A 14108-nucleotide genomic window follows, 5' to 3' on the forward strand; every position below is an offset into this window, starting at 1 on the left:
AAGGAGAGACTTCAATGAAGACATTTGTGGTCCACAGCTTGAACCAATTTTCTGTTGAAGAAGTCCCAGTTCCGGAAATTACATCGAAACAGGCACTTGTAAAAACGCTTGCCTGTGGAATTTGTGGTACTGATGCAACGATTATCGAACAGTCTTTTAAAGGATTTCATACATCTGAATACCCAATGATGCTTGGTCATGAGGCAGTCGGAGAAGTAATAGAAATCGGCTCAGAAGTTACAAGTTTTCAAATAGGCGATCTAGTTATGCTTCCATTTACACCAGCAATTGCTGGCAACCATCCGATTAACTCAGGCTGGGGAGCTTTTAGTGAATATGGTGTTGTAGAGGATGTTGAAAGCTATGATTCTACCGAAGAGATTCCTGAAACAGCATATGCCCAAAAGAAATTACCTTCTTGGATCTCGGTAAAAGAGGCACCTGTTCTGGTTACATTGCGTGAAGTGTATAGTGCGATACAGCACTTTGGAATTCAGAAAGGACAATCGATAGTAGTTTATGGCAGTGGGACGGTAGCCATTGCTTTTGTTAAACTAATGCGGCTGCTCGGCATAGAGAACATCATTGCAGTTGTAAGAAGTGAAGAAAAGGGAAAGCTGCTTAGAAAGTTCGGTGCTGAAGTCGTAATTGATAGTTCTATAGGTTCGGTGAAGAAACAATTGCTAAAAAATAATTCCCAGGGAGTAGACTTTGTTTTGGATGCTGTTGGATCTGAAGCAGTAATCAACGAAGGTCTATCACTACTAAAAGATCGTGGTGAAGTGCTCTGCTACGGGGTACCCAAATCGACTGCATTGAAACTTAATCTAGAAGATGTTCCTTATAATTGGAATATTAATTTTCAGCAGATGCCTAGGAAAGAAGAAGAAGGAGCTTGTCACGAACAAATCATCCAGTGGGTAGATGAAGGAAAGATTATACTCTCGGATTTTATATTCGCCACTTATCCTTTTGAACAGATTACGGAAGCGTTCGAAGATTACCTTACAGGAAAGACAAATAAGAAAATCATTATCACTTATTGAGAAATGAGGGACTACAGTTGAAAATGAAACAAGCCTTAATGACAGAACCGGCAAAAATTATTTTCCAGGAAGTAGAAGTGCCAGAAATCGGTCCAAAACAAGTAAAACTGAAAATGCAAAGAATTGGTATATGTGGATCTGACATTCATGTATTTCATGGTAAACACCCCTACACAACTTTCCCGGTAGTTCAAGGACACGAAGTTTCTGGAGAAGTCGTGCAATTGGGTTCAGAAGTTACAAAAGTAAACAAAGGTCAGAAAGTTACTGTTCAACCTCAAGTAGTTTGTGGTGAGTGCTTCCCATGTCAAAATGGAATGTATCATGTTTGTGAGGAACTAAAGGTTATGGGCTTCCAAACAACTGGAATGGCCTCTGACTTTTTTGTTGTCGATGAAGATAAGCTAACTATTCTCCCAGACTCAATTGGTTGGGACGAAGGTGCTATGATTGAGCCACTTGCGGTAGCGGTACATGCAGTTAAACGTGTTCATTCTGTTGATGGTAAAAACGTTCTCGTTATTGGTGGAGGACCAATCGGAAACCTGGTTGCTCAGACAGCAAAAGCACTAGGAGCTAAAAAAGTGGTTGTAGCAGAGTTGAGTACTACTAGACTTCAGATGGCTGAAGTATGTGGTATTGAAACGATTAACAGTAATGAGGAGCAGTTAGCAGAGGGTATCCTACGTCAATTTGGAGAGGAAAAATCAGATGTCATTTTTGAATGCGTAGGCTCGAGCTTTACAGTTGCACAAGCAATTGAAGTGGCACGTAAAGGAAGCACAGTTGTTGTGGTAGGTGTTGTATCTGACCTTACTAAAGTGAATATGGGTTATGTGCAGGATCATGAGCTTACTGTACTAGGAAGTGCTATGTATCAATCTATTGATTTCGACCAAGCGGTTGAACTGATCCTTAAAAGCAGGATCAAACTAACTGAATTAATTTCTGATAGATTCCCATTCGAAGATTATTTAAAAGCTTACGAAATTATTGAAGTCAACAAAGACAAAGTGATGAAGGTTATGATAGACATGGACTAAGAAGGAGCACCCATTGAAGATTAATATCTACCCAACAGCAGAGGAAGCAGATTATGCTGCTGCACTCCGGTTTACAGAAATAGTGAAGTCGGTTATAAAACCGAAAATTGGCTTGGCTACCGGTACCACACCAATCGGTTTTTATGCTCAGTTGGTGAAGTTCTATCAAAAGGGAGTCTTATCTTTTAAAGACATGACTACATATAATCTAGACGAATATATCGGACTTTCGCCAGATCATCCGCAGAGTTTTGCAGCATTTATGGATAATCATTTATTTTCTGCTATAGATTTACCGGCAGCACAGCGCAACATCCCACATGGAGATACAGCTGATAGTCATTTGGAAGCTGAAAGATATAACTCACTAGTAGAGGGAAATTCACCACTTGATCTCCAGCTTATGAGTATCGGGCTTAATGGCCATATTGGCTTTAATGAACCCGGCGAAACACTAAGTACCTCTGCCCATCTTGTTCATTTGACCGAAGAGACACGTGAAGTGAATAAGAAATCTTTCACACAAGGTGAAGTAGTACCGTCATCCGCAATTACACTTGGATTAGGAGCCATTATGAAAGCAAAGAGGATTCTTTTTCTAGCCAAAGGGGATGAAAAAGCAGAAATTCTTAAACAGGCTTTTGAAGGTCCTTTGACCACTAAAGTACCAGGATCTTTTCTTCAATTACATCCTCATATGGAAGTATTTCTAGATAAGGATGCGGCAAAGTATTTAACTGTAAATATTAATGTGGTGACATAGTAATGTTACACACACAAACATAGAAGTGGAGGGGAAATTGATGGCAAAAGTACTTGTCACTCCAAAATCATTCCAAAAGTACAAGCAGAAGCCTTTTGAAATGTTGCAGGAAGCAGGCTATGAAATAATCGAAAATACGACAGGAAAAACCTTATCAGTGGAACAGTTGCTTGAACTTGCTACTGACGACATTATTGGAATAATTGTCGGTGTTGATCCACTTTCTACTGAAGTTCTTGAAGCGTTCAAAGGATTGAAGGCAATTTCGAAATATGGGGTTGGGATGGATAATATCCATTTAGGAAAAGCAAAAGAAATGGGTATTTCAGTAAGAAATGCAATCGGCACGAATAACATCTCAGTTGCTGAACTTGCTATCGGTCTAATGTTCGAATGTGGCCGTAGACTTTCTTCTACTATTAATGAAGTAAAGCAGTTCAGCTGGGAACGCACGATTGGCACGGAGCTAACAAACAAGAATTTATCGGTTTTCGGTGGAGGGCAAATTGGTAAAGAAGTGGCTAAGCGAGCACGGGGCCTAGAAATGAACGTTACAATTTATGATCCATATTTTAATGACCAAGAGTTTCTGGATACTTACGAAGTCACAAGAACAGTGGAGTTTTTAGATGCTGTTAGACAGGCAGATATCCTCACTCTTCATTTGCCAGTTACTGAGGATACCAAACACCTCATCAATGAAAATATCTTGAATCAGATGAAACCAAGCGCAATTTTAATTAATACAGCACGTGGAGAACTTGTTGACGAAAAAGCCCTTTATGAAGCACTAAGCAATGGTTCGATTGCAGTTGCAGCACAGGATGTCTATTCACAGGAACCTCCTTCTAAAGGAGATTCGCTCGTGCAACTACCTAATTTTATACTTACACCACATATTGGTGCATATACAAATGAAGCTATAGAACGGATGGCAGTCGTTTCAACACGTAATCTTCTTGAAATGCTGGAGGCATAGGAGTGAACCAAATGAGAGAACGTAAGGTCACCACTGTAAGAGGCGATATCAGTCCAAACGAAATGGGTATCACACATGCTCATGAACATTTATTTATCAAGGCTGGCCAGCCTGCGAAGCAAGATCCGGCACTTCGTATTGATGATTTTGAATGGACGATGCAGGAACTGAAGGAAATCCAACTTCTCGGTGTACAGACTATAATAGATGCCCAGCCTGTGGGTTCAGGACGTCATGCTCGCTGGCTTACTAAAGTAGCCGAACAAACTGGTCTAAATATTCTCGCCTCCACCGGCTTTCATAAACTATCCTTTTATCCTGAAGATCATTGGATTCGCACAAAAGACTCAGAGCAACTCGCTGAACTTTTTATAAAAGAATTGACAGAGGGCATGTTCGCAGATGGAGAGGCCAGTTGGCCGTCGGAGCAACTTCCTGCGCGTGCGGGATTGATCAAGACAGCCGCTGATATGCAGGGAACAGCGGGAAGATATTTGGATTTGTTCCGCTCTGCTGCAAAAGCTGCCATCGCTACTGGTTCTCCTGTGATGAGTCATACCGAACTTGGCTATCACGCGCTAGAACAAATTGCACTGTACGAGAGCCTGGGGGTTCCTGCCGAACAGTTAATTATATGTCATCTCGACAGAAAAATGGAAAATGCGGACTATATGCTACATGTTGCAACTACTGGTGTGTTTTTGGAACTTGATACAATTGGTCGCTTTCATTATCATTCTGATGAAGAAGAAGTGGAACTTATCCTTCGTCTAATTGAAGCTGGTCATGAAGATCAAGTTCTACTTAGCCTCGATACAACAAGAAAACGGATGAAGTATTACGATGGAGGAAGTTTTGGCATGGATCATCTATTAGCTCATTTCATTCCCATGCTGAAAAATGTAGGTGTGACAGAAGAAATCATTCAAAAGATGCTTGTAAACAACCCAGCCAAAGCTTTTTCAAAACGATAAGAAAGGGTGATAATTGAATGGTACAACTACCTGAAAAGGCATCAGTTCCAACAATGTATTTTATAGGTGTAACAACGACAAAATCGTCTATTATGATGTTATTTCCAAAATGGGCAAAGATACTTGGCTTTCCAAACGCTGTTCTCAAAGGAATTGATTTGGAGATTCATGCAGATCCATCTGACTACCGGAAAGTTGTAGAATTCATTAAAAACGATGAACATTCTCTTGGTGCTCTTGTAACTACACATAAAATCGATTTGTATGAGGCTGCCAAAGACTTATTTGATGAGATGGACCCCTATGCAAAAATGTTTGGAGAACTGTCTTGTATCTCTAAAAAGGAAGGCAAACTGCGTGGACATGCCAAGGATCCAATCAGTAGCGGAATGGCACTTGAACGGTTTATACCAGAAAATTATTGGAGCAACAACGAAGGTGAGACATTGCTTCTCGGTGCTGGTGGAAGCGCGATTGCGATTTCTTCTTATTTAATGAACCGTGAAAAAGGTAAAGAAACACCGAAGCGTCTGGTCATTACTGATATGAACGAAAAACGTTTAGAAGAGATCAAGCATATTCTAACTGAAGTCAATCCTAATGCGAATGTAGAGTATAATCTCATTTCTAGTGCTGAAGAAAATGATGCATTGCTTCAATCCCTAGCAGACAATTCACTCATCATTAATGCGACTGGACTTGGGAAAGACAGACCTGGATCGCCACTGTCCGATTATGCACAGTTTCCTTCTAGCAGCTTTGTCTGGGAACTTAACTATCGTGGAGATCGAGATTTTATGTATCAGGCACTTGCTCAAAAGGAGAAATGCCAGCTTCAAGTGGAAGACGGTTGGATTTACTTCTTGCACGGCTGGACTCAGGTCATCGCAGAAGTATTCCACCTTCCGATTGAAGGAGAAACATTCCAGCAGATTGAAGAAATTTCAAATCAATCATAATGATTATTAGTAGAAAGAAGGTCATTTAAATGAAAGAACCAGTAAAAGCTTTAAATATCGATTTTAACTTAGCCACAGGACTGTCGACTACAAGAGAATCAACTAAAAGACAATTATCCCGCATGAAAGGGATGTACTACGATGAACAGGCTTTTGACGAAAAAGTTGCTAAAGAAAATGATCCGCTTATCTATGAATTCTATGAGCTTGATGTACCTCAAACAGAAGGTGATATCTTGTTTGGTACAAGCATTGTGTATCCAGGTAAAGTGGGCAATGAATATTACATGACGAAAGGTCATTTCCATACGATTTTAGAAACCGGTGAAGTATATTACTGCCTGAGTGGCGAAGGTTACATGTTAATGGAAAATCCGGAAGGCGACTGGCAGATTGAAAAGTTTGCACCAGGTCAAGCTGTATATGTACCGCCTCGTTATGCACACCGAAGCATCAACACAGGAGACCAACCTCTAGTCACTTTCTTTTCTTTCCGTGCCGATGCAGGTCATGACTATGGAACAATTGAAACAAAAGGATATCGTAAACTGGTTGTAGAAAAAAATGGCAAAGCGGAAGTCATTGATAACCCAAAATGGGCTTAAGGAGCTGAAAAGGATATGTTGATGAAGCATCAAGTAATCTCAAAAATAACAGACTCTGGCCTTGTTGCAGTTGTACGGGCCGATGATACAGAACAGGCTAAAAGAATTACAGAAGCTGCTTTGAGAGGTGGTGTCTCGGCAATTGAAATTACTTATACAATTCCTGGTGCTACAGAAGTCATCCGAGAATTAGCAGAAGAGTTCAAAGAGGACATCCTCATCGGAGCTGGTACAGTGCTAGACGCTGAAACTGCTCGCATAGCCATTTTGGCAGGATCTCAATATGTGGTAAGCCCTTATTTCAGTGAAGCTACAGCGACTCTTTGCAATCGATATCAAATACCATATATGCCCGGTGTTATGACAATTGAAGGTGTCGTGAAAGCGTTGGAAAGCGGCGCAGATATTTTGAAAGTTTTTCCTGGGGAACTTATGGGACCTAAAGTAATCAAAGCGATAAAAGGTCCGATTCCTCAAGCTAATCTTATGCCTACAGGCGGTGTCAGTGTGGACAATGTTGGTGAGTGGATTAGTGCTGGAGCAGTGGCAGTAGGAGCTGGTGGTAGTCTAATCGGTAAGCCGGATGTAGACGGTTACGAACAAATTACAAAAACAGCGAAACGTTTTATAGAACAAATCCAACAGGCACGCCAAAAATAAAAACTGAAAAGACACGAATTCTTAATTAGAGGATTTCGTGTTTTTCTTTTCAATTAGGAGGTAAATGCATTATGGAAAGCATCATTTTTGATCTAGATGGAACACTCTGGGATTCTAGAAGAACAGTATCCAAATCCTGGTCCCAAGTTGTTCAAGAAGTAGAGTATGGACGGGGAGAGGTTACTGAAGATGACCTGAAAAAAACAATGGGGCTACAGGTCAAAGACATCGCTGCCCGCTTATTTGACTATTTGGATGAAGCTAAACAAATGGAACTCATTCTTAAATGCTGTGAAAGAGAGCAGGTAGATTTGATACGTGAGGGGGGCATTTTGTACCCCAACTTAGCGGAAGTACTTCAAAAACTATCCTCTCGATACAGCTTATTCATCGTAAGCAATTGTCAAGAAGGGTACATTGAATCATTCTATACATATCATGGTCTAGAAAAATACTTTCTTGATTTTGAAAACCCAGGTAGAACCGGTTTAACTAAAGGAGAAAATATTAAACTTCTGATGGAACGTAATAACATATCATCTGCAGTTTATGTGGGTGATACACAAGGTGATTGTGATGCAGCCAAACTTGCTGGCATTCCGTTTGTATTCGCTAATTACGGGTTCGGAAATCCAGACAGCTATGACTACTTGATCCAAAAACCTTCAGATTTAGTAACGCTGTTCCTTTAAAGTTGCTCTTAGAATTACTAACAAAGGTAAAAATGACTATTAAACTACAGCAGTCGGAATGAAATAGTTCAATCTGTTAAACAAATAGTAAACAAAGTACAGCAAGAGATAAACTCCCCTGACGATAGTTATGATGAATTAATCATCGATCATTTAATGACAACTGAACTAACTGAGTCTGATTTACTTATTCGTACGAGCGGAAAATGCAATTGAAAATTATCAAGGTCGAGATAGAAAATTAGGCGAGGATTCTATATGATTTATCCTAAAGTCCCTATTTAGTGGGGGCTTTTTTTGTTAGAAAACTATTATAATTTGTTCAAAAATGTTATTGACTGTTAGAACTTTCTGAATTATCATACTTGTAACCGGTTTCACAAAAAAGAAAAAGTTAACTACAATATTTTTTTTAGTGAAACATGTAACCGGTTTCACGCTTGATATTACCCTATTGAATATATGATTTATTAGTAAATAAAGAGGAGTGGCCAAATGGGCAATGAAATTAAGATTTTATCCCCCTGTGGAATGTTGGGATATGGGTTTCCAGAGGAATCATTCTTACGGGGAATGGAAGAGGAACCCCATGGGATTGTAGTGGATGCAGGATCGACAGATGCAGGGCCGCATAAACTTGGAGCCGGTGTTTCAATTGTTAGTAGGCGCGCTGCCAAAAAGGATTTAACGATTATATTGGAAAATGGAGTTCCAAGGAAAATACCAATTATTATTGGCTCAGCTGGCGGAGCAGGAGCACAGGCTCATGTAGATTGGACGATGGACATTATCGAAGAAATTTTGAAAGAAGCGGGTCTTCAAGTAAAAATAGCAATTGTATGGGCGGATATTCCAAATGATTTAGTAATTGAAGCAAATCAACAAGGAAGGATAAAGCCCTTAAGCCCAAATATACCTCCTTTAAATGAGGATATTATTCTTGAGACAAATGGAATTGTAGCGCAAATGGGCCATGAACCAATATTGGAAGCTCTACAAAAAAAGGCAGATATTATTGTTTGTGGAAGAGCATATGACCCTTCCCCTTTTGCAGCAATCGGAATTTTTCATGGAAAAGATCCTGGGCTTTCCTATCATCTTGGAAAGATATTGGAATGCGGCGCTCTTTGCGCGGAGCCAGGAACGACGAAGGATAGTATTTTAGGTATTATCGGTGAGACCTCTTTCAAAGTGAAGTCATTAAACCCGAAGCGTAAATGTACATCGATAAGTGTGGCGGCACATACTTTTTATGAGAAAGAGCATCCATATATTCTTCATGGGCCTGGATTCACTTTGAACCTAGAGCAATGCGAGTTTAAAGAATTAGCGGATGGAGTTGTGGAAGTTTCTAATAGCAAGTATATTCCCACCGAGCAGCATTTCATAAAGCTGGAGGGGGCTCGGAAAGTTGCTTATCGTACATTTGTATTGGCCGGTATAAGAGATCCGATTTTATTGGAAAACGTAGAAGATATAGAAAACCGAGTGAAACAACAAGTAAGTGATTACTATGATGAAATTCCAAGCAATGATTACAAAGTGAATTTTTACAATTACGGGATGAATGCAGTTCTAGGCGATAAAGAAAAAGAAGTATTCAGTGGACATGAAATAGGTGTTGTAATAGAGGTAATTGCAAAGGACCAGGAGCTTGCAAATAGTATTTGTGCAACTGCAAGATCCACTTTTTTACACTTTGCTCACGAAAAAAGAAAGTCCACGGCAGGTAACCTTGCTTTTCCTTTTGCGCCAAGTGATATTGAGTTCGGACCAGTATATGAGTTTTCCGTATATCACTTATTGGAAATAGCAGATAATCCGTTCCGAATTGAGTATAGATAGGAGGGGGGGAAATGGAAAAGTTATTTGATATCGCAAAGGTATTAAGAAGTAAAAATTCAGGACCATTTGAACTGACAATGGATATTTTATTTGATAGTGCAGAAAAATATCAGCGGGTTAAAAATTCAAATAAAATTACAACCGAGATGATCTGTAGTCTTTATAACATTACCGAAAGTGATGTCCGTCATATTGTGTTTTTCGATCCTGCAATGGGCATAAAGATAACAATTCTAAGGGAAGTTTCCTCTGGAACTGTTGGAGATAGAGATGTATACGGCGCGCAGCAACATGCTCCGTTGATGAACATACTAATAGATTAGGGTGTTAGACATATGAAAAAAATAGCAGTGGTCGGCAGTATAAATAGTGATTATTTTGTGGAGGCAGATGTCCTTCCTAAGACAGGTGAGACAATACTTGGAAACAACTTTTTCAGAGCACTCGGAGGAAAGGGTGCAAATCAGGCTGTGGCTGCCTCTCGTTTAGGAGCACAGGTCACGTTTTTTGGCTCTATTGGCAATGACGACAATGGGAATTTTGCAAAGGATTCTTTTCTTCTGGAAAACGTAGAAACTTCTTTTCTTAACGTTGCGAATAACGCACATACAGGAGCAGCCTTCGTTGAAATTAGTAATTCTGAAAACCGAATCATTGTAATTCCAGGAGCTAATAGCCATACAAACAAGATATATGTAAAAAGTCACTTAGAACAGATTTTGATGCACGATATTTTTATTTTCCAACTGGAGATACCAATGGAAACGATTGAGTACCTTATACCAATTCTCTATGAGAAACAAAAGATAATTATTGTGAATCCTGCCCCATCTCAACTAATAAAACAAGACATTCTAGAGAAAATTACTTATTTAACTCCAAATGAACATGAATACCAATTGGTTCTCGATCAGCCAGACAGTAGCATGGAGGATGCATTGAGCAAATTTCCTAATAAGCTCGTGATAACATGCGGTCAAGAAGGGGTTAAATTTTTTGATGGGAGCCGCATAGTTAATGTTCCAGCCCGAACAGTTCAAGCAGTAGATACAACTGGTGCTGGAGATACTTTTTGTGGTGCATTTGCTGTTGCTCTGGCGGATGGTAAAGAATTGAGTGAATGTATTCGCTTTGGAAATATTGCTGCAGCCTTGTCCGTACAGAAGAAGGGTGCACAAGCTGGCATGCCGTATAGAAAAGACTTAGATCAATTTTTAAAAAGGAGCTAATCCATGACACAGAAGGGGATATTCCAAAGAATTAAAAAAGACTGGGTCATTTACTTAATGATCTTTCCAGCTATATTATATTTTGTCATTTTTAATGTGATTCCTATTATCGGCATGAAGCTCGCTTTTCAGGATTACCGTGTTATTGGGGATAATATATGGGGCGGTTTGAAGCATTTTAAAGTGCTATTCGATTCACCAGCTTTTTTTGATGTATTACAAAATACGATTATTATTAGCTCCATGAAAATGATTTTCTTTTTTCCAATCCCGATTATACTTTCATTGATGATCAATGAACTTAGAAATGGGCCTTTTAGAAAATACGTACAATCTGTTATTTATTTACCTCACTTCCTATCATGGGTCGTTATTGCAGGTGTATGGATTAGCCTACTTAGTCCTGATGGCGGTGGCGTAAATGTCATTAGAAATTTTTTTCAACTACCAACGCTCGATTATATGACAAGTAAAGATCATATTCGATGGGTTCTTGTATTTTCGGAAATGTGGCGAAGTGCAGGATGGGATTCCATCATTTATCTTGCAGCTATTATGAAAATCAGTCCTTCTTTGTATGAAGCAGCACGTATAGACGGAGCTTCTACTTTACAACAAATGCGTTTTATCACGTTTCCACAACTGTTAAGTACAGTCGTAGTAGTTTTCATATTAAATTTAGGTTTTTTCTTGAATGCAGGATTTGACCAAGTATTCAATATGATTAACGATTCTACGATTAGTAAAATCGATATTCTGGATACATATGTGTACCGTATCGGAATTCTCAATGGACAATACGCTTATGCAACGGCAGCCAGTCTTTTTAAAGGGGTAATTGGTGTTATTTTAATACTGAGTACACATTTTATATCGAAAAGGCTGACGGGGAAAGGAGTGTGGTAATTGATGCAGCGTTTTTTTAAGCGTTTTACTTGGTCCCACTTTATCATTTCTACAATTTTGTTAATCCTGTCATTTATGATTCTGATTCCAATCCTGAATCTTTTAGCAATGTCCTTCTCAGACCCTTTACAGGTCCATAAACTTAGTGGGTTGGATATTATTCCGAAAGGTTTTTCATTTATCAATTATGAGGTGTTATTTTCAAATCCACTTATAGTTAGAAGTATATTCAATAGTTTATTTCTTACAATTGTCGGAACCGCTCTAAATCTGTTTTTAACAGCTTTAGCTGCGTATGTATTAGCGAAGACAGACTTTGTAGGAAAACGAGTTGTTGTTGTCTTTTTAATAGTGATCATGGTTTTTGAGCCCGGTCTTATACCGGAATATTTACTAGTTAAAGACCTAGGATTACTAGACACTTATGCTTCTCTATTACTATATAAAACGATTAATATTTTTTATTTGTTTATCCTGATGCGTTTCTTCGAAGAAGTACCAGATGGTATTTTGGAGGCAGCACGTATCGATGGAGCGGGACATTTTCGAATCTTTACTCGAATTATGTTACCACTATCCAAACCTGGTTTGGCTACATTGGGGTTATTTTATGGGGTCTATCATTGGAACGAATATTTCCGCGCAACAATTTACTTAACCGATCCAAATAAATGGCCATTGCAAGTAGTTCTTCGTCAATTTGTAGTTGAAAGAGACAATACTACTCTCTTAGGAGCACAGAATGTCCTTTCTTATGAGCAAGTCCAAGCACTAGATTTTGGTTCTTTACAAGCGGGAACAATTATTATTTCCATCGTCCCATTGCTTGTTTTCTATCCTTTTATTCTTAAATATTATGCGAAAGGAACACTAGAAGGAGGGGTAAAGGATTAAGTCGTATGTTCAAGTTGAGTTGTAACACCAAACTAAAGGGGGAAATGAAATGAAGAAGATGCTTTTATTGGTTTTAGCTTTTGTCATGATTTTTGCAGCTGCTTGCTCTAATGATTCAGATGATGCGAGTGATGCAACAGTCGATAAAGATGGAGTAGTTACACTTAAAGTTGTATTTAAAGATGAAGGACCATCCAATCCAGTGGCAGTTAAATACTTTGCTAACTTAGAAAAGGCTTTAAAGGAAGATAAAGATTTGAATGTTAAGTTTGAATTAGTAGAAATGCCACAAGGTAACTATGCAGAGAAGTTAAATCTACTTTTAATGAGTGGAGATATCCCAGACTTAATATACTTCCAAGGTGGAGATCAGCAAATTGCTAATCAGGATTTACTAGAGGATCTAACTCCTTATATTGAAAAATCCGAGTATATCAAAGATATTATGCTACCACATAACGAAGAAAGAATTAAAAACTATCCATACCTACTTTGGATTAAACCATTGGATTCGAAAACACCAGTTATTCGTAAAGACTGGTTCGAAAATGTTGCTAGTTCAGATGCACTAATGGTAGACCCAACAATTGAAAACTATCATGCATTCTTTAAAGAAGTTGTACAAAATGCAGACGGTGGTAAGCCATCTTATGCAGTAACGGTAGCTGGAGATATTGCCGAACTAGATTCTATTTTCAAAATGGCTTTTGGCTTGAACCAAACTTGGCTAGAACAGGATGGAAGTTATATAAACTCTAAAGTTTCTGAGCAGGAGAAGGCGAAATTGACTTTCTACAATCAATTATACGAAGAAGGATTATTAGATCCACAGTATTTAACGAAGCAATGGGATACAAAGGAAGAAGCCTTCTATGATGGCGACGCAGCTGTAATTACCGGTACAAACGGAAAGGTTATTGACATTTATAACGGGAAAATGACACAAGTAAATGGTGCGGACGCAGAGCTTGTCGTACTTCCACCCGCAAAAGGGGAATACCAAGGGTTTATTGCTACAGATATTACGAAAGAATCTCGTGGATTAGCTATATCATCTCAATCTAAGAGCAAAGATGTGGCTTTTGAGGTGTTGGATTATTTAGCTAGTCCAGAAGGGCAAGTACTAGATCGTCTTGGCTTTGAAGGTGAGCATTTTAATATTACAGATTCTGGAACTGAGTTAACAGAAAAATACTACAATGAATGGTACTCAAGATTTTGGGAACCAGAGGCTTTTGAACTGGAAAAACCACTTGTTACTCCATTATTAAGTGAACCAGCACAAAATTCAAGAGACCTTGCAAATGAATTCTATAACCCTGATAACAGTTTCATAATCCCTGAGGAATTTGTTTCAAAGTGGGATGCAATGGAAAATATTTATAAAGACTTTTCTGCAGATGTTATTACAGGAAAACGACCAGTTAGCGAGTTCGATGATTATGTAAAAGAGTGGAATAAAGCTGGCGGAGCAGAAATTACGGAATATGCTAACGAAACAATCAAGTAAGGG

The 14108-nt window shown here is 38.9% G+C and carries 15 protein-coding genes and 1 pseudogene; all 16 read left to right on the forward strand.

Annotated elements, in window-relative coordinates; all coding sequences use genetic code 11:
• Window positions 1-14 precede the first annotated feature (14 nt).
• The 16 genes and pseudogenes from KD050_RS15480 to KD050_RS15555 all read left to right on the forward strand — a co-directional run bounded on the left by KD050_RS15480 (window position 15) and on the right by KD050_RS15555 (window position 14105).
• Window positions 15-1046, forward strand: coding sequence for a zinc-dependent alcohol dehydrogenase (locus tag KD050_RS15480; RefSeq protein ID WP_211893233.1), 1032 nt, complete (start codon window positions 15-17; stop codon window positions 1044-1046).
• Between the two features lie 23 nt (window positions 1047-1069).
• A complete protein-coding gene (locus KD050_RS15485; RefSeq protein ID WP_211896320.1) occupies window positions 1070-2089 on the forward strand; it encodes a zinc-dependent alcohol dehydrogenase in 1020 nt (339 codons plus the stop codon).
• Between the two features lie 13 nt (window positions 2090-2102).
• Entirely contained in the window at window positions 2103-2852 is a 750-nt protein-coding gene (locus KD050_RS15490) for a 6-phosphogluconolactonase (protein ID WP_211893234.1), read from the forward strand.
• 40 nt (window positions 2853-2892) lie between these two features.
• A complete protein-coding gene (locus KD050_RS15495) occupies window positions 2893-3831 on the forward strand; it encodes a phosphoglycerate dehydrogenase (RefSeq protein WP_235753832.1) in 939 nt (312 codons plus the stop codon).
• A gap of 11 nt (window positions 3832-3842) precedes the next feature.
• Window positions 3843-4805 (forward strand): phosphotriesterase family protein, encoded by a 963-nt coding sequence (locus KD050_RS15500; protein WP_211893236.1) that lies wholly within the window; start codon window positions 3843-3845, stop codon window positions 4803-4805.
• A gap of 17 nt (window positions 4806-4822) precedes the next feature.
• The gene (locus KD050_RS15505; protein WP_211893237.1) at window positions 4823-5764 is read left to right on the forward strand and encodes a shikimate dehydrogenase family protein; all 942 of its coding nucleotides are present in this window, start codon (window positions 4823-4825) and stop codon (window positions 5762-5764) included.
• A gap of 29 nt (window positions 5765-5793) precedes the next feature.
• Window positions 5794-6369 carry a glucose-6-phosphate isomerase gene (locus KD050_RS15510; protein WP_211893238.1) on the forward strand — a complete coding sequence of 192 codons (576 nt, stop codon included), beginning with the start codon at window positions 5794-5796 and terminating at the stop codon, window positions 6367-6369.
• A 15-nt stretch (window positions 6370-6384) separates the two neighbouring features.
• Window positions 6385-7029, forward strand: a complete 645-nt coding sequence (locus KD050_RS15515; RefSeq protein WP_255553311.1) for a bifunctional 2-keto-4-hydroxyglutarate aldolase/2-keto-3-deoxy-6-phosphogluconate aldolase — start codon at window positions 6385-6387, stop codon at window positions 7027-7029.
• A 71-nt stretch (window positions 7030-7100) separates the two neighbouring features.
• Window positions 7101-7721: an HAD family hydrolase gene (locus KD050_RS15520; protein WP_211893239.1), complete on the forward strand. Its 621-nt coding sequence runs from the start codon at window positions 7101-7103 to the stop codon at window positions 7719-7721.
• Window positions 7722-7772: 51 nt separating this feature from the next.
• A pseudogene (locus tag KD050_RS21560) lies at window positions 7773-7937 on the forward strand (undecaprenyl diphosphate synthase family protein); the annotation flags it as partial.
• 279 nt (window positions 7938-8216) lie between these two features.
• Window positions 8217-9566: an acyclic terpene utilization AtuA family protein gene (locus KD050_RS15530; protein ID WP_211893240.1), complete on the forward strand. Its 1350-nt coding sequence runs from the start codon at window positions 8217-8219 to the stop codon at window positions 9564-9566.
• 11 nt (window positions 9567-9577) lie between these two features.
• The gene (locus KD050_RS15535) at window positions 9578-9889 is read left to right on the forward strand and encodes a DUF4387 domain-containing protein (protein WP_211893241.1); all 312 of its coding nucleotides are present in this window, start codon (window positions 9578-9580) and stop codon (window positions 9887-9889) included.
• 12 nt (window positions 9890-9901) lie between these two features.
• Window positions 9902-10795 (forward strand): ribokinase, encoded by an 894-nt coding sequence (gene rbsK, locus KD050_RS15540; RefSeq protein ID WP_211893242.1) that lies wholly within the window; start codon window positions 9902-9904, stop codon window positions 10793-10795.
• Window positions 10796-10798: 3 nt separating this feature from the next.
• The gene (locus KD050_RS15545) at window positions 10799-11701 is read left to right on the forward strand and encodes an ABC transporter permease (protein WP_211893243.1); all 903 of its coding nucleotides are present in this window, start codon (window positions 10799-10801) and stop codon (window positions 11699-11701) included.
• A gap of 3 nt (window positions 11702-11704) precedes the next feature.
• A complete protein-coding gene (locus KD050_RS15550) occupies window positions 11705-12595 on the forward strand; it encodes a carbohydrate ABC transporter permease (protein ID WP_211896323.1) in 891 nt (296 codons plus the stop codon).
• Window positions 12596-12644: 49 nt separating this feature from the next.
• Window positions 12645-14105, forward strand: a complete 1461-nt coding sequence (locus KD050_RS15555) for an extracellular solute-binding protein (protein WP_211893244.1) — start codon at window positions 12645-12647, stop codon at window positions 14103-14105.
• Window positions 14106-14108: the final 3 nt, after the last annotated feature.

The organism is Psychrobacillus sp. INOP01 (assembly GCF_018140925.1).
GTDB lineage: Bacteria > Bacillota > Bacilli > Bacillales_A > Planococcaceae > Psychrobacillus.